The sequence below is a fragment of the Kribbella sp. C-35 genome (assembly GCF_046549195.1).
GTDB lineage: Bacteria > Actinomycetota > Actinomycetes > Propionibacteriales > Kribbellaceae > Kribbella.
Map to the genome: position 1 here is coordinate 269758 of NZ_JAJPWG010000001.1, position 23341 is coordinate 293098.

General features: G+C 67.1%; 22 protein-coding genes and 1 tRNA gene. 12 read left to right on the forward strand and 11 right to left on the reverse strand.

Going from position 1 to position 23341, the window contains the following annotated elements; genetic code table 11:
- Positions 1-55: 55 nt before the first annotated feature.
- The 5 genes from ACLJOO_RS01350 (at position 56) to ACLJOO_RS01370 (ending at position 3575) form a co-directional block, all read left to right on the forward strand.
- Positions 56-955, forward strand: coding sequence for an ATP-binding cassette domain-containing protein (locus ACLJOO_RS01350; RefSeq protein WP_410784907.1), 900 nt, complete (start codon positions 56-58; stop codon positions 953-955).
- Between the two features lie 10 nt (positions 956-965).
- A complete protein-coding gene (locus tag ACLJOO_RS01355; protein ID WP_410784908.1) occupies positions 966-1739 on the forward strand; it encodes an ABC transporter permease in 774 nt (257 codons plus the stop codon).
- Positions 1740-1974: 235 nt separating this feature from the next.
- Entirely contained in the window at positions 1975-2172 is a 198-nt protein-coding gene (locus tag ACLJOO_RS01360; protein ID WP_130383912.1) for a hypothetical protein, read from the forward strand.
- 82 nt (positions 2173-2254) lie between these two features.
- Positions 2255-3202, forward strand: coding sequence for a proline racemase family protein (locus tag ACLJOO_RS01365; protein WP_410784909.1), 948 nt, complete (start codon positions 2255-2257; stop codon positions 3200-3202).
- Between the two features lie 49 nt (positions 3203-3251).
- Positions 3252-3575, forward strand: a complete 324-nt coding sequence (locus ACLJOO_RS01370; protein ID WP_410784910.1) for a putative quinol monooxygenase — start codon at positions 3252-3254, stop codon at positions 3573-3575.
- 278 nt (positions 3576-3853) lie between these two features.
- Here ACLJOO_RS01370 and ACLJOO_RS01375 read toward each other — a convergent pair whose 3' ends face one another.
- Genes ACLJOO_RS01375 through ACLJOO_RS01385 form a run of 3 tightly spaced genes read right to left on the reverse strand, consistent with a single transcriptional unit; the run spans position 3854 to position 6603 of the window.
- A complete protein-coding gene (locus tag ACLJOO_RS01375; protein ID WP_410784911.1) occupies positions 3854-5203 on the reverse strand; it encodes an ATP-binding protein in 1350 nt (449 codons plus the stop codon).
- Entirely contained in the window at positions 5200-5871 is a 672-nt protein-coding gene (locus tag ACLJOO_RS01380) for a response regulator transcription factor (protein ID WP_410784912.1), read from the reverse strand. Before ACLJOO_RS01380 ends, ACLJOO_RS01375 begins: the two co-directional genes overlap by 4 nt.
- Before the next feature lie 57 nt (positions 5872-5928).
- Positions 5929-6603, reverse strand: coding sequence for a hypothetical protein (locus tag ACLJOO_RS01385; protein ID WP_410784913.1), 675 nt, complete (start codon positions 6601-6603; stop codon positions 5929-5931).
- 46 nt (positions 6604-6649) lie between these two features.
- On the opposite strand from ACLJOO_RS01385, the gene ACLJOO_RS01390 reads away from it, so the two are divergent.
- On the forward strand, positions 6650-8749 hold the full coding sequence (locus ACLJOO_RS01390) for an ATP-binding cassette domain-containing protein (protein WP_410784914.1): 2100 nt from the start codon (positions 6650-6652) through the stop codon (positions 8747-8749).
- Entirely contained in the window at positions 8742-10529 is a 1788-nt protein-coding gene (locus ACLJOO_RS01395) for an ABC transporter ATP-binding protein (protein ID WP_410784915.1), read from the forward strand. Before ACLJOO_RS01390 ends, ACLJOO_RS01395 begins: the two co-directional genes overlap by 8 nt.
- A gap of 69 nt (positions 10530-10598) precedes the next feature.
- Here the strand turns inward: ACLJOO_RS01395 and ACLJOO_RS01400 are convergent.
- Positions 10599-10672, reverse strand: a tRNA-Met gene (locus tag ACLJOO_RS01400).
- Positions 10673-10787: 115 nt separating this feature from the next.
- On the opposite strand from ACLJOO_RS01400, the gene ACLJOO_RS01405 reads away from it, so the two are divergent.
- Entirely contained in the window at positions 10788-11753 is a 966-nt protein-coding gene (locus tag ACLJOO_RS01405; protein WP_410784916.1) for a GNAT family N-acetyltransferase, read from the forward strand.
- A gap of 119 nt (positions 11754-11872) precedes the next feature.
- The gene (locus tag ACLJOO_RS01410) at positions 11873-12457 is read left to right on the forward strand and encodes a hypothetical protein (protein WP_410784917.1); all 585 of its coding nucleotides are present in this window, start codon (positions 11873-11875) and stop codon (positions 12455-12457) included.
- 96 nt (positions 12458-12553) lie between these two features.
- Here ACLJOO_RS01410 and ACLJOO_RS01415 read toward each other — a convergent pair whose 3' ends face one another.
- Genes ACLJOO_RS01415 through ACLJOO_RS01435 form a run of 5 tightly spaced genes read right to left on the reverse strand, consistent with a single transcriptional unit; the run spans position 12554 to position 17955 of the window.
- On the reverse strand, positions 12554-15544 hold the full coding sequence (locus tag ACLJOO_RS01415; RefSeq protein WP_410784918.1) for a UPF0182 family protein: 2991 nt from the start codon (positions 15542-15544) through the stop codon (positions 12554-12556).
- Positions 15541-16149, reverse strand: coding sequence for a PPA1309 family protein (locus ACLJOO_RS01420; protein WP_410784919.1), 609 nt, complete (start codon positions 16147-16149; stop codon positions 15541-15543). Before ACLJOO_RS01420 ends, ACLJOO_RS01415 begins: the two co-directional genes overlap by 4 nt.
- Before the next feature lie 43 nt (positions 16150-16192).
- A complete protein-coding gene (locus ACLJOO_RS01425; RefSeq protein WP_410784920.1) occupies positions 16193-17230 on the reverse strand; it encodes a PDZ domain-containing protein in 1038 nt (345 codons plus the stop codon).
- On the reverse strand, positions 17227-17499 hold the full coding sequence (locus tag ACLJOO_RS01430; RefSeq protein WP_410784921.1) for a hypothetical protein: 273 nt from the start codon (positions 17497-17499) through the stop codon (positions 17227-17229). The genes ACLJOO_RS01425 and ACLJOO_RS01430 overlap by 4 nt, the downstream gene beginning before the upstream one ends.
- Before the next feature lie 30 nt (positions 17500-17529).
- Entirely contained in the window at positions 17530-17955 is a 426-nt protein-coding gene (locus ACLJOO_RS01435) for a molybdenum cofactor biosynthesis protein MoaE (protein WP_131285467.1), read from the reverse strand.
- Positions 17956-18262: 307 nt separating this feature from the next.
- On the opposite strand from ACLJOO_RS01435, the gene ACLJOO_RS01440 reads away from it, so the two are divergent.
- Together ACLJOO_RS01440 and ACLJOO_RS01445 are read left to right on the forward strand one after the other, a co-directional pair.
- Positions 18263-19573 (forward strand): zinc-dependent metalloprotease, encoded by a 1311-nt coding sequence (locus ACLJOO_RS01440; RefSeq protein ID WP_410784922.1) that lies wholly within the window; start codon positions 18263-18265, stop codon positions 19571-19573.
- Positions 19574-19672: 99 nt separating this feature from the next.
- On the forward strand, positions 19673-20215 hold the full coding sequence (locus ACLJOO_RS01445; RefSeq protein ID WP_410784923.1) for an NUDIX hydrolase: 543 nt from the start codon (positions 19673-19675) through the stop codon (positions 20213-20215).
- Positions 20216-21285: 1070 nt separating this feature from the next.
- Here ACLJOO_RS01445 and ACLJOO_RS01450 read toward each other — a convergent pair.
- Complete coding sequence (locus ACLJOO_RS01450) at positions 21286-21909, reverse strand: DUF2064 domain-containing protein (protein ID WP_410784924.1); 624 nt, start codon at positions 21907-21909, stop codon at positions 21286-21288.
- Positions 21906-22313 (reverse strand): winged helix-turn-helix transcriptional regulator, encoded by a 408-nt coding sequence (locus tag ACLJOO_RS01455; protein ID WP_410784925.1) that lies wholly within the window; start codon positions 22311-22313, stop codon positions 21906-21908. Before ACLJOO_RS01455 ends, ACLJOO_RS01450 begins: the two co-directional genes overlap by 4 nt.
- Before the next feature lie 104 nt (positions 22314-22417).
- Between ACLJOO_RS01455 and ACLJOO_RS01460 the strand changes: the two genes are divergently transcribed.
- A complete protein-coding gene (locus tag ACLJOO_RS01460; RefSeq protein WP_410784926.1) occupies positions 22418-23341 on the forward strand; it encodes an NADP-dependent oxidoreductase in 924 nt (307 codons plus the stop codon).

Genomic DNA, 23341 nt, shown 5'->3' on the forward strand with positions numbered 1-23341 from the left:
TACTGCGTACCTGCTACGCTATTTAGCGTATTCCATACGCAGTAAGGAGGGGACCATGATCGTCGAGGCGACCGGCTTGAGGAAGTCGTACGGCGCAACCGACGTACTGACCGGGGTCGACCTGAGCGTCGCGGAGGGATCGGTGCTCGCGTTGCTGGGCCCGAACGGCGCCGGCAAGACCACCGCGGTGCGGATCCTGACCACGCTGACCCGCCCGGATTCCGGTACGGCGACGATCGCGGGGTACGACGTACTCCGCGAACCGGCCCGGGTCCGCGGCGTGATCAGCCTGACCGGGCAGTACGCCGCGGTCGACGAGAACCAGACCGGGCGGGAGAACCTGGTGATGGTCGGCCGGCTCATGCACCTCGGCCGGCGTACTGCGCGGCGGCGTACGACCGAGCTGCTGGAACAGTTCGGACTCACCGACGCGATGGACCGGCGCGTGAAGACGTACTCCGGCGGCATGCGGCGGAAGCTCGACCTGGCGATGAGCCTGATCGCGCGACCGCAGGTGATCTTCCTGGACGAGCCGACGACCGGACTCGATCCGACCAGCCGGTTCGCGATGTGGGACGCGATCGCGGAACTGGTCCGCGACGGTACGACGATCCTGCTCACCACGCAGTACCTGGAGGAAGCGGACCGGCTCGCCGACCGGATCGTGCTGCTCGACCAGGGGCGCATCGTCGCCAGTGGTACGGCGGACGCGCTGAAGACCCAGATCGGTGGGGAACGGATTGAGCTGCGCTTCACCGACGAGGTACAGCTGCAGAAGGCTGCCGGCGTAGTGAGCGGTGTGGTCGACCAACTGGTGCTGAACGTTCCGTCGGACGGTACGGCGGCGCACCTGCACCAGGTCCTCGACGTACTGCGTGACAACGGGCTGACGCCGGAGCGGGTGTCGTCGCACCGGCCCACGCTCGATGACGTGTTCCTCGCACTGACTGCCTGAGAGGTTGCTGATGTCACACCAAGGAGTCGTCGCCGCCTGCTCGGACGCGGTGACCATGATCGACCGCAGTGTGCGGCTGGCGCGGCGCAACGTCGACACGTTGTTCGTGTCGCTCCTGCTGCCGTTGCTGATGATGGCGTTGTTCGTGTACGTGTTCGGCGGCGCGATCAACACGGGGACGGAGTACGTGAACTACGTCGTACCGGGGATCCTGCTGCTCACCACCGGGTACGGCGCCTCGTCGACGGCGATGGTGGTCGCCGACGACATGAACAGCGGGATGATCGACCGCCTGCGCTCGCTGCCGATCCACAGCTTCGCCGTACTGACCGGACACGTGGTCGCGAGCGTCGCGCGCAACGCGACGTCGACGGCGATCGTCATCCTGGCCTCACTCGCCGTGGGGTTCCGCCCCGAGGGCGGGGTCGTCGACTGGCTGGCGGCGATCGGTCTGCTGTTGCTGTACGTCGTAGCGCTGTCCTGGCTCGCTGCGGGGCTCGGTGTGATCGCCAAGTCGGTGGAGTCGGCCAGCACGCTCAGCTTCTTCATGCTGTTCCTGCCGTACCTCAGCAGCGCGTTCGTGCAGCCGGAGTCGATGCCGTCGTGGTTGCGGCCGATCAGCGAGCACCAACCGATCACGCCGGTGATCGAGACCGTCCGCAGCCTGCTGATCGGGACGCCGATGGAGAACAACGGCCGCATCGCACTCGCCTGGTGTTGTGGTCTGCTCCTGTTCTCGGTCGTACTGGCGACTTCGCTGTATCGGAGACGCACGCACCGCTGAACGCGCTTTTGGTGCCGTTCGGCGAAAGACTGCCGAGAGTGACCCCTTCGTCGGGTTAACGTCAAAGTCCCCCCCCAACGTGTGGTGGTCCCACTCCCCCCGGGACCCACACGGACGAGCGCCCCGGTCATCGATCGGGGCGCTTTGTTTTTCCCGGATTTCTTTTCGAGGACGTGTCGAATCCGGCCCCTCTGGTCCGACGTATCAGTAAGAGCGACCAAAGGAGAGGGTCAGAATGAACATCACCACCGACATCCGGAACATGATCGTCACCATGCTGGCCGAGGGGAGCCCGGTCTGGTACGTGGCCGGCATGGTCAACATGCGAAGCCACGACGTCTACGTGATCGGCTGCGAAGCCGGCTACCCCGACAAGGCCAAACTGCGCCGAGCCGTCTGGGCCGCGCGCAACCGCGTACCCCAGGCCGCCTGACCGAACCGGTCCAGGTCGCTCCAGCCGCCGCCAGCCCCACATCAGGGGCGGACGGCGGCTTTCGCGTGTTTAAGGTGCATCTGTGGACGACATCAGCGTTGTGGACTATCACACGGCCGGGGAGCCCTTCCGGATCGTGACCTCGGTCGAGCTCCCGGGAGCCTCCGTGGCGGACCGACGGGTCGCGGCGCAGTCGTCCGAGGCGATCGACGCCGTACGACGATTGCTGGTGAACGAGCCGCGTGGTCATGCGGACATGTACGGCGGGTTCGTCGTACCGGGTGATGACGACGGCGCCGACTTCGGCGTGGTGTTCTGGCACAAGGACGGGTACTCGACCGCGTGCGGGCACGGGACGATCGCCCTCGCGACCTGGGCGGTCGAAACCGGTCTGGTCCCACCTGGGGATGTCACCATCGACGTTCCCTCCGGAAGGGTGACCGCCCGGGTCGACAGTTCTGGAAGTGTTGCCTTCCGCAACGTCCCGTCGTACGTGCTGAGCCGAGGAGTGCAGGTGCCGACGTCACGCGGATCGGTGCTGGCGGACATCAGCTACGGCGGCGCGTTCTACGCCTCGGTCCCCGCATCGTCGGTCGGTCTGTCGGTGACGCCGGAGTGTTACGCGGACCTGATCGCGATCGGCCGCGAGATCAAGTGGGCCTTGGACGCAGTCGCCGTACATCCGACCGATCCGCGACTGAGCGGTCTCTACGGCACGATCCTGTACGACGATCTCGGCCCTGCGCACCAACGCAATCTGGCGGTGTTCGCCGACGGAGAGGCCGACCGCTCCCCCTGCGGCTCCGGTACGTCGGCACGCCTGGCCCTCCTGCACGACGAAGGACGCCTGAGCACGGGTGAGGTCCTGCGCCACGACTCCATCGTCGGTACGACGTTCCTCGGCCGCGTCGTCTCGGAGACTCCCGCCGGCGTCATCACCGAGGTCACCGGCACCGCCTACCGCACCGGCACCGCGACGTTCAGCCTCGACCCGCGCGACCCGTTGGGCACCGGATTCACCCTCCGCTGATCTCAGATTGGGACGCGCTGTTGATGGGGCGGCCGCTAAGTTGGTCGGCATGATCTTCATCACCGCGAAGTTCCGCGTGAAGCCCGAGCACGCCGACGACTGGCCGACCATCACCGCCGACTTCACCGCTGCGACCCGCGCCGAACCCGGCTGCCTGTGGTTCGACTGGTCCCGCTCCGTCGACGACGCCGACGAGTACGTCCTCGTAGAAGCCTTCGCCGACGACGACGCCGCCACCCACCACGTGACGTCGCCCCACTTCAAGGCCGCCCAGCAACACCTCCCACCCCACCTGGTGGAGACTCCCCGCATCGTCAACTTCAAACTCCCCCAGGACAAATGGTCCGAACTCGGCGAACTCGCCGTCAATTGACCCGTCTGACCTTCGAGAGGTCCGACGCCGACGTGGTCAACCTGCAGGAGGTGCTCACCTACTACCACCTACCGCCGCTTCCCGACGTTGTCCGCGACCGAAGCCACGCCCCGGCAACGCCTGGAAGCGTCATTCAAAGGCGTCCTGTTCACGAGGCTGCCCGCACTACCCCAGCGACCACCTGGCTCTGCTGGTCCGCCTCGAGGTCTAAAGGCGCTGCACCGACTCAGGAACCGGAAAGCCCAGCCGCTGATCCAAGATCGCGTGTGACGCTTGTTCTAGGGTTCGGCGTGTTCGCTACACACCGGCAGTTTCAGGCGCAGTAGCGCGCCGCTTCGGTGCGGCACGACTTCAGCCCTCCCGCCATGAGCCTCGGCGACCTGTCGGACAATGGCCAGACCCAGCCCGGATCCGGGGTGCGCGCGGGCAGCGGGTGAGCGGTAGAAGCGGTCGAAGACGAATTCGACGTCGCTGTCGGGGATCCCTGGACCGGCGTCCGCGACGTCGAGAGTGCCCTCTTTCACGCTGATCAGGACCTTGCCGCCTGCCGGGCTCCATTTCACGGCGTTGTCGACCAGGTTTGCAACGGCGCGCTCCAGGGCGTCGGGGTCTCCGTGGACGAGGGTGGGCGCGCAGGTCAGTTCGAATCCGATCTGTGCCGCCCGACGTGTCGCGCGGGCCGCGACGCGCTCCGCGACGAGATCCAAGCGGACGTCTTCGGTATGGAAAGCGGGTTGACCGTAGCGGGCCAGGTCGACCAGGTCGTTGATCAGCGTCTTGAGCTCGCTTGCCTGGTCGAGCGCTTCGGCGGCGAGCTGTGGGGCCTGCTTGTCGGCCAGGTCCTCCGCCAGCAGCTCGAGGTTCACCGTCAAGCTTGTCAGTGGTGTGCGCAGTTCGTGCGAGGCGTCGGCCACCAGGCGGCGCTGGGCGCCGACGGACTCGTCCAGGGCAGCGGTCATCCCGGCGAACGCGGAGCCGAGCCGGCCGATCTCGTCGTGACCGTCGGCGGGGATCGGGATCGCCAGGTCGCCGGTCGTACGAATCAGTTCAACAGTCTCGGTGAGCCGACCGACAGGCCGTAGGACGCGGCGGGCGGCCAGGCGTGAGGCAAGAGCTGCCACGAGTCCGGCGGCGACCGTCGACGCGGCGAGCAACCCGGCGAGTTTGCGCAGGGTTGGTGCCGGATCGGATTGCGGGATCGCTGTGCGAACAAGCGTGCCGGAGGCCCCTGGGAATGGCGCGGTGTAGACGCGGTAGGCGACGCCGTCGTAGACCGCGTTACGGAAATAGGCAGTGGCGGTTCCGTTCGCGACGGCGACGTCGCGGTCGGTGAGGTCGACGAACCGCGCCGACGGCCCGGCCTGGACCGGGTCCGGCACGATTTGCAGCTGAGTGCTCCCGATCCCCAGCGGAACAGCCGGGAAGGCCCCCTCGTTGGACGTCCCCCTGAATTTCTCCTTGATGGCTTTCGCCACGTCCGGAGCCTGGCCGGCTGCCGTCACCAGAGACCTGTCGATCTGGCCGCGGAGGCTGGATTCCACGGCCGGATACAGGACCACCGACACGAGCACCAAGGCGCCGGCGGCTATGGACCCTCCGGCGATGGCCAGCCGGGTGCGCAGGTTCATGGCTCCTCGCGCAGGACATACCCCAGGCCGCGCACTGTCTGGATCAATCTGCTGCAGCCGTCCGCCTCGAGCTTGCTTCGCAGGTAGCTGATGTAGACCCACAGCGCGTTCGACTCCGGGCCGAAGTCGTAGCCCCAGACGGACTCGAAGATCTGGGTCCGGCTCAGTACCCGGCGGGGATTGCGCAGGAACAGCTCCAGCAGCGACAGCTCCGTCTTGGTCAGCTCCAGGCGCCGCCCGGCGCGTTCGGCCTGGCGGCCGCTCAAGTCCAGGTCGACGTCGGCGAAGTGCAGCACCTCGGCCCTTGCGCCGCTGCGCCGTAGCAGTGCTCGAAGTCGAGCCCTCAGTTCCTCCAGAGCGAAGGGTTTGGCCAGGTAGTCGTCGGCCCCCGCGTCGAGCCCCGCGACCCGGTCGGTGACCAGGTCCCGGGCTGTGAGCATCAGGATCGGCGTGTCGTACCCGCCCGAACGCAGCGTCCGGCATACCTCGAGCCCGTTCGGTTCGGGCATGAGTACGTCGAGCACCACCGCGTCCGGGCGGAACACGCCGTGCTCGGCGAGGGCGGACGCCCCGTCAGCGGCGGATGCCACGTCGTACCCGTCGCGGCCCAGCGCATGCTCCAGGGACCGCCGCACAGCCGGGTCGTCGTCCACGACAAGTATCCGCATGGTCATCCATCCTCGCCGTCGATCATGAGGTTTTGATGAGGTGACGCATGGCGGCTGTCAGCCGTTGTCCAGCGACTGCTTCAGATCCCCCAACGCGGTCTTCAACCGATCGACGCTGACCCCGAGCGAGTCGGCGATGTCGCGGAAGGCCTTGGACGTCGGAACGATTCCGCCGGGAGCCGATACCAGGGTGACCAAGGCGGACTTGGCCTTGGCCTGACTGACGCCGAGCGCCGCCGCCAACCGTGCCGCCGCGGCGTCGGACGCGAACGGCGAGTTCCGCGGGTCGTCCGCCCCCTTCTTGTCCTTCCCGCCCTGCTTGCCGTCGGTCCTGCCCTTGCCGTCCTGCTTGCCGTCGCCGGGACGAGGGCGCCCAGGCTTCAGGAACAACGGTTCCACGGCGGCCTTGACCTGAGCGACCGGCAACGCCAGGTTCGCCGCGACCGCCGCGACGAATTCCTCCGGCGTGACGGTGGTCGAGCCGGCCAGCGACCTCTTGGCCGCGACGAGCGCGGCCTCGAGCCGATCGGTCGTCACCCCGAGCTGCGCCGCGATCTTGGCGAGGTCGGTGTCCTTGGCCGGCTTCGCCTTCCCGTCCACCTTGACCGCAGCACCGGACTTGGCGGCACCGGGTTTCGAATCCGCCCCAGACACCGCCGCCGACGCCGTACCGGTAGTGGCCAGCGCGGCGACAGTTACCGTCGCCACGACCAACTGTGCGCGTTTCATCATCGTGTTCCCTCTCATCCACTGAACGCGCCGGACGAACCCCGGCGCCGTGGATGACAACACAACCGCCCAGGCCTCAGCTGTGCTTTCAGCCAGCTTTAGAGCTTCCTTAGAAGGACTGGCCAAGTACGTCCGCGTCCCGTACGCCGACAACTGCCTGATCCCGCTCCCCGAAGGAGTCTCCGCCGAACAAGGCGCCCATGCTGAGGAACCGAGAACACCCTCCGGGCCTCGCGCTTCGTGGGGTCGCCGGGAGGGTTTGACATGGCGGGTAGCAGCTGTCACATTCCTGCAGTGCAACAAGGGTAAATACTCACAGGATCGGCTGTCGCGCTGGTCGCGCCTGCTCGCGGTCGTCGTACTCGCTCGCGCATTCCCGCGCCGGTTTGCCTTGCTGATCGGGTGCATCGTCCTCACCGCCATCTGGCCGGCGGTCTTCGCAGCGCTGGTCGCACACCTGATCACAATCCTTCCGGCAGCGGCCAGGTCAGGCCCGAACTCACCCGCAGCAGCCGACCTCGTTTCGGCCCTCGCCGGGATCACGCTCGTGCTTGCAGCGCAAGAAGTGACGCGCGCCGCCTACGAGGTGGTGCGCTGGTCGCTATACCGGCGGTACGAGGAACACCTGATCGGCCGCGTGATCCGAGCCGCTCTCAACGCAAGCACCCTAGACATCTTCGAGCGCCCCGACCTGGCCGCCAAGACTGACCGTGCAGTGCGCATCGCGGGCCTCGAACCCGGAGACCTGGTCGACGGCTTGACCATGAAGTGGCCGCTGCAAGCCCAGGGCGTCGCAGCCGCTGTGCTGGTGGCCACCGTCTCCGTCCCGGCCGCCGTAGTCCTGCTCCTGGTCTGGGTCCTGGTCGGCAACGGGTTGCAGGCAAACATGCGCCGTTCCGACCAGTTCACCAGGGAAGACGCCGTACATGCCGCGAGCTACACGCACCGCATCGGATTGCGCCAAGAGTGGGCAAAAGAGGTCCGCATCTTCGGGCTCGCCGGTTGGCTGTCGGATCGCTACGGTCGCCAGACAACGCGCATACTCGCGGAGCTGGCCAAGGCCCGCAAAGTCGGACAGCGCCCGCTAGCAGCGCTCCTTGCCGTGGTCGTTGTGACCAATGCCGCCGTGGTCGCTCTGGCCACACGGTCGGCCCTGAGCGGAGACCTCGGCGTCGGCGCTGTCGTCTTGCTGCTCCAAGGCCTGCTCGGCATGAGCCTTCTCGCCGATCAATCCGGTGACGATCTCATCGAGTACGGCGCCAGTCGGGTCCCGGTCGTGCTCGAGCTGGAACACCTCGTTGCCCACCACGCCACTACACACCGCGGCACTGCCAGTGCGTTGGGACGCCCATCGGAATCGATCGTGTTCGACGAGGTGACCTTCGGATATCCCGGATCCGGGAAGGTCATCTTCGATCGGCTGAACCTCGAGATCCGGGCGGGTACGTCGCTTGGCATCGTCGGACTGAACGGAGCAGGTAAGACAACGTTGATCAAGCTCCTCACCGGACTCGAAGTACCGCAGAGCGGCCGGATCCTCATCGACGGAACCGATCTTCGCGAGCTCGATCAGGAATCGTGGCGGAAGTCCGTGGCGGCGATCTTCCAGGACTTCATTCACTACGAGATGTCCGCACGGGACAACATCGGTCTCGGAGCAGTTGAGCAGTTGGGACAGCCATCGATCGACGAGGAAATCGAGCGCTCCGCCGTACGAGCTGGCGCAGACACCATCCTCGGCAGGCTCCCGCATGGCCTTGATACGACGCTCTCTCCCCGGCTCGAGAGTGGAGCCGACCTGTCTGGTGGACAGTGGCAACGGATCGCTCTCGCCAGATCACTCATGGCGGTTCAAGGCGGCGCGCGCGTGCTCGTTCTCGACGAACCAACCGCGCAACTCGACGTACGCGCCGAGGCAGACATCTACAACAGGTTCCTCGATCTCACGACCGGCCTGACCAGCGTCGTGATCAGCCATCGGTTCTCCACGATCCGTCGCTCCAGCCGGATCATCGTGCTCGATGGCGGGCACGTCACCGAAGACGGCAACCATGAACAGCTTCTCGCGGCTGACGGAATCTACGCCCGCATGTTCCGCAAGCAAGCAATGCGGTTCAGCTCTACCGCCGAGGAGGACATCGATGGCTGAGAACACTCGCCTGCGCGTCATCACAACGATGCTGCGCCTAGCTTGGCAGGCAGATCACGCGGCCGCGGTACTTGCGTTCGTACTGGCCGGACTCGGGGCGATCACGCAGTCGTTCTACGGTCTGTGGCTGAAGTTCATCGTTGATGGCATCCACACCGGCAGTCCACTTCCACCAGGGATCGGCGCTGTCGGAGGCGTCATCTCGATTGCCGCCACCGTCGCTATCACGTACGGCGGACAGCGTGCCCAGTCTCGGCTACGCGACCACACCCGGTACCTGATGAACGGGCACATTCTCAACCTGGTGAGCGCCGCGCCCACACTGGAACTCCACGAGAGCCCGCAGCATTTGAACGAACTGTATGCGTTCCAACGAGAGGGCTATCAGCTCAGCCAGGTCCTGCCGAGGATGGTAGAACTCTGCGCCATCACCGTGCAGATCATCGCGACCGCGGTCCTCATGGTTCTAGTCGATCCGATCCTCCTCGCCCTCCCGTTGTTCGCGGTGCCGTCCCTTCTCGTCAGCTTCAAGACCAGCCGCATCTTCCGCGACAGTGGCCGGCGCGCAGCCGAACCCGCCCGGCTTGCCGAGCATCTCGTAGAGCTGACGGCCACCCCAGGCGGCGCGAAGGAGGTCCGCCTGTTCAGGTTGCAAGCGGAGATGCTGCGCAGGTTTCAGCAAGCGCACCACCAGATCCGACTCTTCAACGGACAGGCCCAGCTCCAGGCCGCGGGCTGGAGTCTTGCCGGACGGCTGGTCTTCATCGCCGGATACGTAGCGTCCATCGCCTTCGTGGTGCGGCAGGTCACCATCGGCGAGTCAACCATCGGCGAAGCCGCGCTGATCGCGGTCCTGGCCGGCCAGGTACTCGGGCTGGTCAGCGGCTCCAGTGAGGTGCTGCAGCTCACGATCCGAAGTCTGGTCGCTGCCGACCGTTTCGTTCGCCTGCAAGACCTCTTCGGCCACGCGGCTCAACGAGGCCACCGCCCTCTGCCGCAGCAGCTCGAGCACGGCATCTCGCTACACAACGTTTCCTACCAGTATGACGGCGCCGCACGGCCTGCCCTCGAGAAGATTGATGTGGACCTGCCCGCGGGTTCGACGATCGCCATCGTTGGCGAGAACGGCGCCGGCAAGTCGACCCTCGTCAAACTCCTCGCGGGCCTCTACAGCCCGACCAAGGGCATGATCACCATCGACGGGGAAGATCTGGCCTCAGTCGACCTCACCGAATGGCAGGACAGAGTCTCCGCCGCGTTCCAGGACCACGCCCGTTTCGAACTCCTGGTGCGTGAAACCGTGTCGCTCGGAGACATCGAAAACACTCATGCCGATCTGAAGGTCCTTGCCGCGCTTGAGCGCGCCGACGCCACCGACGTACTGTCCGCCCTGCCTCGCGGACTCGACACCCAACTCGGCTCAGGCTGGCCGGCCGGTGTGGACCTGTCCGGAGGCCAGTGGCAGAAGCTTGCAATCGCCAGAGCGATGATGCGCCCAACTCCTGCCTTACTACTCCTCGACGAACCCTCAGCAGCCCTGGACCCCGAAACCGAACACCGCCTCTTCGAGGCCTGGACCCACGTCGCGCACGACCTGCGAGACCGCGTCGGCACCATCACCGTCCTGGTCTCACACAGATTCTCCACAGTCCGCATGGCCGACACCATCATCGTGCTCCAGCACGGAACGATCGCAGAACACGGCTCACACGAAGAACTGCTCCAAGAGAACGGCCTCTACGCCGAACTCTTCAACCTCCAAGCCTCCGGCTACCGCTGAAGCAACCAAACCCGCAGGTCAGGCACAACAAAACGAAGGCCCGGACCTGATGGTCCGGGCCTTCTTCCGTAGCGGGGGCAGGATTTGAACCTGCGACCTCTGGGTTATGAGCCCAGCGAGCTACCGAGCTGCTCCACCCCGCGTCGTTGTGTCTTTAGTTTAGAGGATCTGGGCTGAGCAACCAAATCGGTTCCCGGTGTGGCCCCGGACCTGCGAAAACCCGTGTCTGCCGGGGGCGTGGCGGCGTACCGTCCGAGTATGTCCCGACACGTCATTCGGCCGTTCGAAGAGGCGGATCTGCCGGCCGCGGCAGGTCTGCTCGCCGAGCGGCATCAGGAGCACCGCAAGCGTCACCCACTGCTTCCCGCTGACTACGAGGACGCGCATCTCGCGTTGGTCGAGGTGACGGCTGCCTGGGAGACCGAGGGCGCTTCCGGCGCGGTGATGGTCGAAGGCGGCGAGATCACCGGCTACCTGCTGGCCGCCCCGAAGCAGTCCCCGGTCTGGGGTCCGAACATCTGGGTCGAGGCCGCCGGGCACGCCGTACGTGAGCCAGAACACATTCGCGACCTGTACGGCGCTGCCGCGGCGAAGTGGGTCGACGACGGACGCATCGCGCACTACGTCCTGGTGCCCGACGACCCCGCGCTGATCGACGCCTGGTTCCGGCTGGCGTTCGGCTCGCAGCACGCGCATGCCGTCCGCCCCGCGCCTGACTCTCCCCTCCGGCCGCCATCGGATCTCGTCGTACGTCGTGCCGTGCGTGCGGACATCCCTGTACTCGCGGAGCTCGACCTCGAACTGCCCCGGCACCAGGGGTTGTCGCCGGTGTTCTCGTCCGGGGAGCTGCCGACTCTCGAGGAAGCGGTGGCCGACTGGGAGGAGTCGATCGACGATCAGGACTACGCGACCTTCGTTGCCTCGTACAACGGTGAGGTCGTCGGCTCGTCGGTCGGCTGTTCGCTGGACAAGTCGAGTGCGCACAGTGGGCTGGCGAAACCGGACAACGCGGGGTTCCTCGGGTTCGCGGCCGTCCTGCCGTCGGCTCGCGGGCTCGGCGCGGGACGCGCGCTGGGCGAGGCTGTGCTGCAGTGGTCGGCGGAGACCGGGTACACGTCGGTCGTGACCGATTGGCGGGTGACGAATCTGTTGTCGTCGCGGGCGTGGCCGCGGCTCGGGTTCCGGCAGACGTTCCATCGGTTGCATCGGCTGATCGGGCACTGACCGCGAGGTTGTCCACAGATCCGAACTCGTCGGTTCAGGCGAGGGACGATCACTGCACCTTCTTGGTCACGAAGGGCGTCTCGCAGCAGGCGGGGCGCCGCCGTTTCCAGGAGGCAGCCATGTCGCGTTCATCGCTTCGTTCCCGAGCCGTGCCGTCCGCCCGCCGTATCGTGACCGGGAGCGCGGTCTTCCTGGCCGCGCTCGGGCTCTCGGCGACAGTTCCTGCCTCAGCAACAGAGTTCACACCGTCGTCGACGTACTCCGCGGAACATCCATCGACCGAGCAAAGGGTTGGCACCTTGGACGGCTTCGTGATCGAGAACCTTCCCGACGGCCTCGGTACGCCGAGCGACTTCGAGTACGAGTGGGAGGACGTGTCGTTCCACAGCCGGGTCTGGGAGACCGGGCCGGATCCGGAGGGAGCATTCAAGGTCGACCTGACCGTGAAGACCCTCCGCGGCGAGAAACTCACCGATCTCGAAGCTGTGAAGGACTTCCTCGTCGAGTACGAGGAGAAGGAGCCAGGCGACTGGCAGCTCGAACCGGTCAAGGTCGGTGGGTACGACGCTCTGTTCGCGGGCAACGAGGTGTTCTACTTCATCGAGCCCGGCGTCGCGGCCGAGGTCACGATCGATCACGAGCGCTTCACCGACGAGGATGTGCTCGACACTGCGGCCGGGTTCCACCCGGAGCCGACGACCTGATGCCGTAGGCAACCAGCCGGCCAGACCAACGGGAAACGAACGGGGCGGCGACGCCGACTGATGTCGGTGTCGCCGCCCCGGGAACCACCCTGCGGCTCAGCCTGTCGGTGAGGTCGGTGGGCTCGTCGGCGTCGTCGATGCCGGTGGGCTTGACGGATTCGCGGACGGCGTTGCCGATGGCGACGGGGCAGGCGTCTCCGCTGCACCGGCAGCGGCACGGTCGAGCGCGGCCTTCATCTGGTTGAGGTTCGTCTGGTAGCCGGCAAGGTCGCCGTTCTTGAGGGCCGTCTGCGCCCGGGTCCATGCGGCCTGTGCGTCGGCGATGGCCTGCTTGACCGTCTGGTTCGGCTGCTGGGTAGTAGGCGGTTTCTCGGTCCCTGGAGGCAGCTCACCGGTGTCGACGCTGGTCTTGAACACCTTGGTGAGGGCTTCCTGCAACGTCGCGCCGTAGGCGACGCCGTCACCGAAGGACACCAGGACGTACCGGAGGACGGGGTAACTACCCGGCCCGCTGGTCCGCACCGAGTACACCGGCTGGACGTAGAGCAGCCCACCGCCGAGCGGCAGCGTCAGCAAGTTGCCGTACTGCGCTCTTGCTCCGCTGTTCGGCTGGTTGATCGGCAGCAGTGCCTGTCTGATGCTCTCGTCTGTCTGGAACTTGTTGTAGACCTGCCCCGGACCAGGTATCTGCAGGTTGCCCGGCAATCGCAAGACCCGGAACTTGCCGTAGTCCGGCGAGGTGGCCTCGGCATCGACGGCCATGAAAGCAGTGAGGTTCTCGCGTTCACCGTTCGGTACGTAGACCGACGTCAAGGAGAACTTCGGCCCGGTCTGATCGGGCATCCGCAACGAGAGATAGAAGGGAGGCTGGCTGATATGCGTTGCCGAGTCGCCACCGGAGGAGACCGCGGTCGGGTCGTCCGGCACCCGCCACAGGTCGCTGTTCTGGTACCAGGTGCCGGCGTCCTGGACGTGGTACTTCGCGAGCAGGTCGCGCTGCACCTTGAACATGTCTTCCGGGTAGCGCAGGTGCGACATCAGGTCCGGCGAGATCTCCGAGCGCGGTTTCACCGTGTCAGGGAACGCCTTCATCCACGTCTTCAGCACCGGGTCCTTGTCATCCCAGGCGTACAGCTGGACCGAGCCGTCGAAGGCGTTGACGACAGCCTTGACCGAGTTGCGGATGTAGTTGATCTTCTCGCTCGGCTGCTGCGCGATCGTCCCGCGGCCGGTGGTGGTGTCCCGGGTGCTGACGTCCAGGTCGACCTTCTCGGAGTACGGGTAGTTGTCCGAGGTGGTGTAGCCGTCGACGATCCAGACCACCTGGCCGTCGACGATCGCCGGGTACGGGTCGCCGTCCGGCGTCAGCCACGGCGCCGCCTTCTCGACCCGCTCGCGCGGAGTGCGGTCGTAGAGGATCTTCGACTCCGGGTTCACCCGGCTGGACAGCAGGATGTTCGCGTCCCGGAACTTTGTTGCATACAGCAACCGGTTGGCGAACGAGCCGATCGGGACGCCGCCCTTGCCCTCATAGGTGTTCAGCGTCGGGTCGCCGCCGCTCCGTCCTTCCGGCGTGTCGAGCTCAACCTTCTGGCCGCCCGCGGGGGCGCCGACGATCGAGTAGTCCGGCGACTGCTCACCGAAGTAGATCCGCGGTTCGTACTCACCGAGGTCACCGGTGGGTGGCAGGTCCTTCTCGGTCCACACCGGAGTACCGCCCTGGGACTGGTTCCCGTTCGCGGCGACCACTCCGTAGCCATGGGTGTAGACGGTGTGATCGTTGTTCCAGTTGCGCTGCCCGGCCGGCAGGCGGTCGACCTGGACCTCGCGGACCGCGAGGACCGTGTCGTTGACCTTGCCCTTGATCTTGTAGCGGTCGACGTCGAGATCGGTCGGGAACGAGTAGAAGCCACGGACCTGCTGGAGCTGCTCGAAAGTCGGGCCGATCACAGTCGGGTCGATCAGCCGGATGCCCGGCAGGACCTCGGCGTCCGCGGTCAGCTCCTCCGGCTTCGCCGTGGTCGTCGCCTTGTACTCGGTGATATCGACGTTCTCGAGCCCGTACGCCTGACGCGTGGCCGCGATGTTCTTGTCGATGTACGGCGCTTCCTTCACCGGCTCGCTCGGTCGCACCCGCAACTGCTGGAGCGCGGCCGGCCAGAGCGCACCGAGGAGGATCGCCGACAGGATCAGCACGACCGTGCCCACGCCGGGAAGCAGCCAGGTCCGGCGGACCACGTTGGCGAAGAACAAGACCGCGCACAGGACCGCGATGACGGCCAGGATCTCCTTGCTCGGCAGGATGGCATGGTCGCCGGTGTAGGAGACACCGGTGAAGAGCTTCGCGTCCGAGGTCGTGAGCCCGAACCGGTCCAGCCAGTAGCTGAAGGCCTTGAGCAGGACGAGCAGACCGAGCAGCACCGAGAACTGCACCTGCGCCGCGCCGGAGGCCTTCTGCCCCTTGGCGGACGGGCGGAACCCGCCGTACAGGTAGTGCGTGATGATCGCGGCGACCAGCGACAGCAGGACGATCGAGTAGCCGAAGCCGAGCAGCACCCGCAGCCACGGGTAGTCGAAGACGAAGAACGCGATGTCCTTGTTGAAGTGCTTGTCGGTGACGCCGAAGGGGGTCCGGTTCCGCCAGGCCAGGAAGACCTTCCACTCCCCCGACGCTGCCGAGCCGCCGAAGACCAGCATCAGGGTCGCGACGACGCCGACCGCGACCTTCCCGTGCTGCTGCAGCAGATCGCCGTACCGCTCGAAGCCGGGGCTGGGCGACGGGGCCAGTGCTACCCGGGGACGGGTGCGGAAGGCGACGATGATGTTCGCGACGACCGCGGCCGCCATCAGCAGACCGACGATCACGAACAGCAGTACGCGGGTGCCGAGCACGGTGCTGAACACCGAGCCGAGGTCGACCGATCGGTACCAGAGCCGCTGGGTCCAGACGTCGGTGAAGACGCTGAAGAGGATCAGCAGGACGATCAGCGTGGCGATCGTCGGCAGCAGAGCACGGGGGCGTCCGCCTGTTCTTCGGCTCCTGCGGGCCGGCGGCTCCTCCGGCATGTCATAGACGCCGTCGCTCATGGTCGCTTCTCCTCGTCGCTCATGCCGTCGACCCCAGGACCCTCGCCCGACCGGACCGAAGGTTCGAATGTCAAAGACAGTACTTCGCACAGCGTGGGGACCAAGTCGACACCGGTAAGCACTGCGCCGTCCTCGTCGTGGGCGCGCAACCGGACGGCGCCGAACCGGGTGCCCTCCCGGAGCACCGCCGCGACCATCCGGACCTCGTGCCGGCGCGGATCGCTCCCTGCCAGCCGGGCGAGTTCTGCGTCCGACTCGACGCTGGACAGGCCGGATTCGGCCGCCGCCGGCAGCACGATCCGCTCGATGGCCAGTGCGCATCCGGCGACACCGTCCGGCCATTCGATCCGGCCCAGCGTGTCAGCGAGGCGGTCGTCTTCGACACCGCCGGGAAGCTCGCCCTGGGCCACCGGGGTGAGCGGCTGTGACGCGTCCTCGGCGCCGAGTTCGGCGGCAAGATTCGGTTCGGCGCGGAGCAGGTCCGCCGTCGGAACCAGCGCGAACAACTGCGCGGGCTGGTCCCAGCCCGCGCTGCTCACGTGCTTCTCGATCTCGACCACCGCGCGGCTGAGCGCGTCCGGTGGCAGCGTGCCTACGGAGTCCATGCCGGCTGATCTTCCCTTCGGCTCACCAGTACGTACCTATCGCTCATTGGCTGCACGACGGGACATCTCCCTTGCCGTCGGCGATCGCCTGCAGGCCGCTGATGGCGTCGGTCAGCGTGCTGATCTTCACCAGCTGGATGCCCTTCACGCCGGCGTGCAGTGCGGCCGCGCAGTTCGGCGCCGGCACCAGGAACACCGTCGCGCCGTCGTTCCTGGCGCCGGCGATCTTCTGCTGGATACCGCCGATCGCGCCGACCTGGCCGAGCGCGTCGATCGTCCCGGTTCCGGCGACGTGCTTCCCGTTCAGCAGGGGGCCCGGGGTCAGCTTGTCGTAGATGGCCAGCGCGAACGCGGTGCCCGCGCTGGGGCCTCCGATGTCCTGACCGAGGTTGACCGTCACCTTCACCTGCGAGTCGACACCGATCGTGATCCCCACCATCGGCCGGGTCTCGTCACCGGGCGTCGCGGCGGTCTTCAGCTGGACGGTCTGCTCGGCGGTGCCGCGGCGGATCAGGAAGACGACGTTCTCGCCGACCTTGTGCTTACGGACGAACTCGCCGACCTGCGGGACCTGCGTCACCGTCTGACCGTCGACAGCCAACACGATGTCGCCCGGCTTCAGCTTGCCCTGCGCCGGCGAGTTGTCCGCGACCGTCGACACCTTCGTATGGAACGGGACCTTCGCCGCCTGCAGCGCGGCCGCGACCGCGCTGTCCTGCGAGCCGGTCATCTCCGCGGTGTTCTGCTGCTCGACCTCGTCGGCGCTCTGGTCCGGCGGATAGATGATGTCGCGCGGGAACAGGTCGTGGTGTGGGTCGAGCCAGTTCCGCATCGCCTGCGGCAGGGTCAGCTGCCGGTCCGGCGAGGTCACGGACACGGTCGTGAGGTCGAGCTGGCCCGTCGTCGGGAACGTGTCATGGCCGGTGATCTCGACGACCGGCTTGTTCTTCGCCGATCCCAGGGTGTCCTTGACCGGCCCGGGGCTGAACGAGACGAACGGCACCGGGAACGCGGTGACCAGCCCCAGCGAGACGACAAGCACGACGATCGAGGTGACCAATGTGGCGGTACGACGTGTCACGAACCCTGCCCTGCGATCTTGGAGCCGGAGCTACGGATCTCGGAAGAGACCGGCTGATGGTTACGACGACCCAGGCCGCGGCGACGTTCCGGAATGGCCCGTGGGCCTGGTGCGGCGAGCGCGGCGCTGAAGCGGCGGAAGTCCTCGACGGAGGCGAAGGCTCCGCCGGACCGGCGGCGCTCACGGCTGCGCCACCCGCGCCACGCCGCCCAGCACATCGCCAGCAGCGTGGCGACCAGCGGGAACGCCAGCCACGCCAAAACCTTCATCCGGCCACCTTCATGCGCCCAGCGTACGTGTCAGTGAGCGCCGACCCACTCGCTGCCACCGTCGGAAAAGCGCTGGTGTTTCCAAATCGGGACCTCGGCCTTGAGCTCGTCGATCAGCTGCCGGCAGGCGGTGAACGCCACATCCCGGTGCGATGCCGCCACCGCCACGATCACCGCGGCGTCGCCGATCACCAGATCCCCGGTCCGGTGGACGGCGGCCAGCGCGGTCACCGCGGGGTCGTCACAGATACGCTGCGCAACCTTTCGCAAGTGCTCCAGCGCGTCCGGGTGCGCCTCGTAGCTCAGGCGATCGACCGGCTTGTCCTGGTCGTGGTTGCGCACAGTGCCGATGAAAAGCGCAGTTCCGCCCGCCGTCGGGTCCGCGACAGCCGCGAGAACCTCGTCGCTGGACAACGCACTGTCGCGAATGTCCAGCAGTCTGATCGCGTCGCTCATCCGTTCCTCATTCCGGCCAGGTCCCCACGCTCACACCACACCATTCCATCCCCCGCACCGCAATTCTCCCTCCCACCTCCTATTTCCAGGACATCCCCTCCCTTTCCGCGTCCCGGCGTACAGGGCTGCGGTGTGTGGTGCGGCGTACACCGGGAGAGACTGTTGCCTTCCTCACCTACCTGCCGGACCGCGATTCAGGCTCTGCCGGCGGCGAACAGGGACGGTTGTGCGTTCACCGAGCGAGGAACTGATGGACGGAACCAGTACGTTGGAGTTGTACGCCCCACCCGCACAGGAAGGCCCTCCGATGAGCGACGAACCGGACAACCCGGACAACCCGTTCAAGGGAACGCCGTTCGAGGCCATGTTCCAGCAGTTCTCCGGTGCGGCCGGCGCGGGCGGCACCCCGGACCTGAACGCGATCTTCGCCCAGGTCCAGCAGATGCTGAGCGGGTCGACCGACGGCAAGCCGGTGAACTGGGACCTGGCCAAGGACATTGCCCGCAAGACCGTCTCCACCGCCGGAGACCGGTCGATGACGTCCGCCGACAGCGATCGGGTCGCGGACGCGGTCCGCCTCGCCGAGCACTGGCTGGACGACGCGACCACCCTGCCCGAGGTGTCCGCGACCTCCGCGGCCTGGAGCCGTGCCGAGTGGGTCGAGAACACGCTCCCGGTCTGGCAGACGATCGTCGATCCGGTCGCGGAGCACGTCGCGGGCGCAATGGGCAACGCCCTGCCCTCCGAGGCGCAGCAGTTCGCCGGTCCGATGGCGGGCATGCTGCGGCAGTTGGGTGGTTCCGTGTTCGGTGCCCAGGTCGGCCAGGGTCTCGGCGAGCTCGCCGGCGAGGTTGTCAGCTCGTCGGACATCGGTCTTCCGCTGGGTCCGACCGGCCAGGCGATCCTGCTGCCGGACAACGTGGCGAAGTTCGCCGACGGCCTCGGGCTCACCGACGAGGACGTCCGGCTGTACCTCGCGCTGCGTGAGGTCGCGCACCAGCGGCTGTACGCCGGGGTGCCGTGGCTGCGCCAGCATCTGCTGGCCGCGGTCGCCGACTACGCGGCCGGGATCGAGGTCGACACCGGCAAGATCGAGCGGGCGATGGCCGACATCGACCCGCAGAACCCGGAAGCCATGCAGGAAGCGCTCGCCGGGGGCTTGTTCGAGCCCGAGGACTCGGCGCAGCAGAAGGCAGCGCTCGTCCGGCTCGAGACCACGCTGGCCCTGGTCGAGGGCTGGGTCGACGACGTCGTACGGCAGGCCACCAAGGACCGGATGCCCGCTGCGGTGCAGCTCGCCGAGACAGTACGGCGGCGTCGCGCTGCCGGTGGTCCGGCCGAGCAGACGTTCGCGACCCTCGTCGGCCTCCAACTACGGCCGCGCCGCCTGCGTGACGCCGCGAACCTGTGGGCCGCCGTCCGCGACGCCCGCGGCGTCGACGGCCGTGACAACCTCTGGTCCCACCCCGACCTGATGCCAAGCACCACCGACCTGGACGACCCCATCGGCTTCGCCCAACACGCCGGCGAACTCTCAGACATCGACATCAGCGACTTCCTCAACGAACAAACCCCCGACAACCCCCAGAACGACGACGGCGACACCCCCACCAAGTAGCCGGCGACAGCCCACCGAGTCGAGATCGCCGGACCCGGCATGGGAGCCGTCGTCGCACCCCGCTTGAGAGTGTTCGGGCTGGGTGGGGAGACTTGCGGAATGCTTCATGGGGATGCGGTTGAGGTATTGGAGCGGTGGCGTGCGCCCGACGCGGAGCAGGAGGAGCTGCGGGCGCACTACCTGCGGCACCTAGCGACGCATCCGGACGGGATGTGGCGCAGTTGCCGACCGGAGCATGTGACCGCCAGCGCCTTGGTAATCGACAGCACGGGTCAGAACACCCTGCTGACCTTGCACAAGACAGTCGGCCGATGGCTCCAACTCGGCGGCCACTGCGAACCCGGCGACACCACGCTCAGCGGCGCTGCCCTACGAGAAGCGACTGAGGAGTCCGGACTCCCGGGTCTGACGGTGAGCCACGAACCGCTCCAGCTCTCCCGCCACCTCCTGCAAGCCGGCGGCTGCGCGGGCGCGTACCACCTCGACGTCCAGTTCCTGATCACCGCGACAACGACGGAGTACGTCGTCAGCGACGAGTCGGACGACCTCGCGTGGTTCCCGCTGAACGCCCTCCCGGCTGACACCGACATCAGCGTCCAAGCCCTCGCAACCCGAGCCCACCACCAAATCCCCCAGCCCTGACCCACCCTCGCCGAACGGTGCAACTCGGCCCCTCTCCCCACGGACGCGGCTGTGAAACGCGCCGGGCCGAGCCGAGGAACACATGCATGGTAGGCCGAGGAACACAGGCGTGTGGGCCGGCTCAAATCAGCCGGCCCACCTCCCCACAGCAGGGCATTCCCAACCTCAGCCCTGCGATCCCTCGAACCTCACCCCGTAGCACCGCATCCCCCGTGCTGCGCCCCCGCTGACACCGCACCTCCCGCCAGCGCCGCGCACTCCCCGCCCCACTGCACCACCCGACGATCACCCCCGCTGGCGCAGCATTCCTGCCATCCCCGTGCCTCCCCCGCACTGCGTCACCGGGAGATCCTCCTGGTGGTACAGCGTTTCCAGCCATCCCCGTACGTCCCTCCACCCACTGCACCCGGCAATCACCTCACCGGTAGAGCATTTCCAACCATCCCCGTGCTCCCCCGCCGCACTGTCCACGCGACGATCAACCTCTGGCGCCGTGACCGGATAACCGGGTGCGTCGCCGTCGTACTGCGGTCCCGTGGTTTGTGTCGTGCCGCGTCCCCCGTGACGCGATCACCTGCCGGGGCAGGCGTTTCCGGCTGCCCCGGTGCGTTCCCCGTGTTACTGCGATCCCCGTGGTTTGTGCTGTGCTGCGTCCCCGTGGCGCGGTCGCCCGCTGGTGCAGGCGTTCCGGCTGTTGCCGTGCGTTCCTCTGTCGTACTGCGGTTCCGGTAACTCCCGTCGTACTGTCCCCGTGCTGTGATCGCCTGCTGGTGCAGTGGTTTCAGGCCCCCGTGACTTTCCTGGTTCTACTGCGGTTCCCCGTTTGGTGCGTCCCCGTGATCCCCGTTGGTGCGGTGTTCCCCGTGTCCCCGTGGTGCGGTGTGCGCAGTCCCCCGACTGCGGCACGCCGCTTGTGGTGCGATCCCCGTGGTGTGGCGGCCCGGGCCGCATCCCCCCGGTGCGGTCGGGTTGTCGTCGGGTGCCGCCCCTGAACGGCATCGGCGATCAGTTGGGGCTTCCCCGTGGTCCCCGTTGCATGGTGAACGAGCGGGTGGGGAGAAGGTGACGGGTCAGGAGTGACGAAGTATGGATCTTGTGGCGTCCCAGCCTTCGAGGCCGGGATCCAGTCGCGCTAAGTCAGCGTTCGATCGCAGACGGTGCCAGCCGGGGCCGATTGCTACGGCGTGGCGGCGGGGTTTGCGGGCCTCGAGGAGTTCGAGTGGGGTGTCGAAAGTCGGGGCGAGGTCGGCGAGCCAGTCGGCGACGGGGAGCTTGATGCCGACGGCGGCCAGTGAGCCGTCCTCGGCGGGTGTGACGGCGACGTCGGCGTTGCTCAAGGCACGGAAGAGCTTTCCGATCAGCAGGCCGGGCAGGTCGGGTACGTCGTGCGACACCGCGACCACCGCGGCGGCGGGCCCGGCGAGTTCCACTGCATGCAGGACGGGTCGGTCGGGATCGACGGCGTACGTCGGTGTGCCCGGCCAGGTCAGTGCGCGCATCTCAGCCACCGCGTGATCGTCGCCGGCGACTGCGACCGCGACGTCGACCCGGTCGAGCGCGGCAATCACTTCGTACGTGTCTTCGGCCATCGCCAACCGCCACGCCTCCGGGTCCCGGCCTGGCGGAGCCCAGGTCCCAACGGCCGGCACGACAACCACCACAACCCGACGATCGGCTCCGTCCGTGGTCGTCATGCTGGGGTGCTCGGGTTGTCGTAGGTGGTGCGGGCTGTGGTTACTTCGGGCATGTGGGTTTCGGCCCAGGACTTGATGGCGGCGATGAGGGGCATCAGGGTGCGGCCCAGTGGGGTCAGGTCGTAGTCGACCCGGACGGGGACGGACGGGGTGACCGAGCGGGTCAGGAGGCCGTCGCGTTCGAGGGAGCGGAGGGTTTGGGTCAGCATCTTCTGGCTGACGCCGGCGATGCGGCGGGACAGGTCGGAGTAGCGCTGCGGGCCGTCGGCGAGGGCGGTGAGTACCAGCGTCACCCACTTATCGCTGATGCGGTCTAGGAGTTGCCGGGCGGGACAGGTCGCCAGGAACGCGTCGTACTCGCGTGCTGCCTCTTCGCGGAGCTGGGCTGCGGTGCGCGTCGGCATGGCTCTCCTCGTCGTGCGGTACGCACTCCGAAGTGCGTACTTCCCAGGAGAGAGTAGCTCTCCGAGAGTGGTGCAGGTTCCAGACACCACGAGGAGAGAACGATATGCGCGCAGTAGTAGCCCGGCGTCTCGACGGGCCGGAGGCGATCGAGCTGATCGAGACCGACGTACCCGAGCCGGCCGCGGGCCAGGTACGGATCAAGGTGGCCGCCGCCGCGGTGAACCCGGTGGATGTGGCGGTGAGTACCGGGGTGCTGGTCGAGTTCGGCCTGACTGTGCCGCGCGAGCAGTTCGGTCTCGGCTGGGATGTCGCGGGCACCGTGGATGCGGTCGGACCCGGCTGCCAGGCACAGGTCGGTGACGCGGTAATCGGGGTTGCGGATCTCCTCGCCCAGCAGCTCAAGACGCATGCGGAATACGTCGTACTGGACGCCGATGCAGTCGTGCGCGCGCCGGAAGGTGTGGACCTGACCCGGGCATCCACGTTCGGGCTCAACGGGCTGACCGCTCTACAGGCCGTCAAGAATCTGCCAGGAGAAACAGTGCTCGTGACTGGCGCGGCTGGTGGTGTCGGCGGGTACGCCGTGGAGCTCGCCGAGCACGCCGGTCAGACGGTGATCGCCAGCGCTGCAGCACGTGACGAGGAGCTGGTACGGCGGCTCGGCGCGGACCACTTCATCGACCGGAACGAGGACCTGGCGGCAGCGGTACGACGGATCGCGCCGGCCGGCGTGGATGGCGTCGTGGACGCGGCCGTGGTTGGAATCGCTGCGCAGGAGGCGGTGCGCAACGGCGGTCGTCACGTCCACCTGCAAGGAGGTCCGCGGCCACCGCAGCTCCGTGGCATCACTGTGGAGCAGCTCTTCGTCCACACCAACCGCGCCGATCTGGAAGAGCTCAAGCGACTCGTTGAAGCAGGCGTCATCTCAACTCGAGTCGCCGAGACCTACCACCTGAGCGAAGCGGCTAGCGCCTACAAGCGACTTGCAGCGGGAGGGGTCCGCGGCCGCCTCGTTCTGGTGCCATAA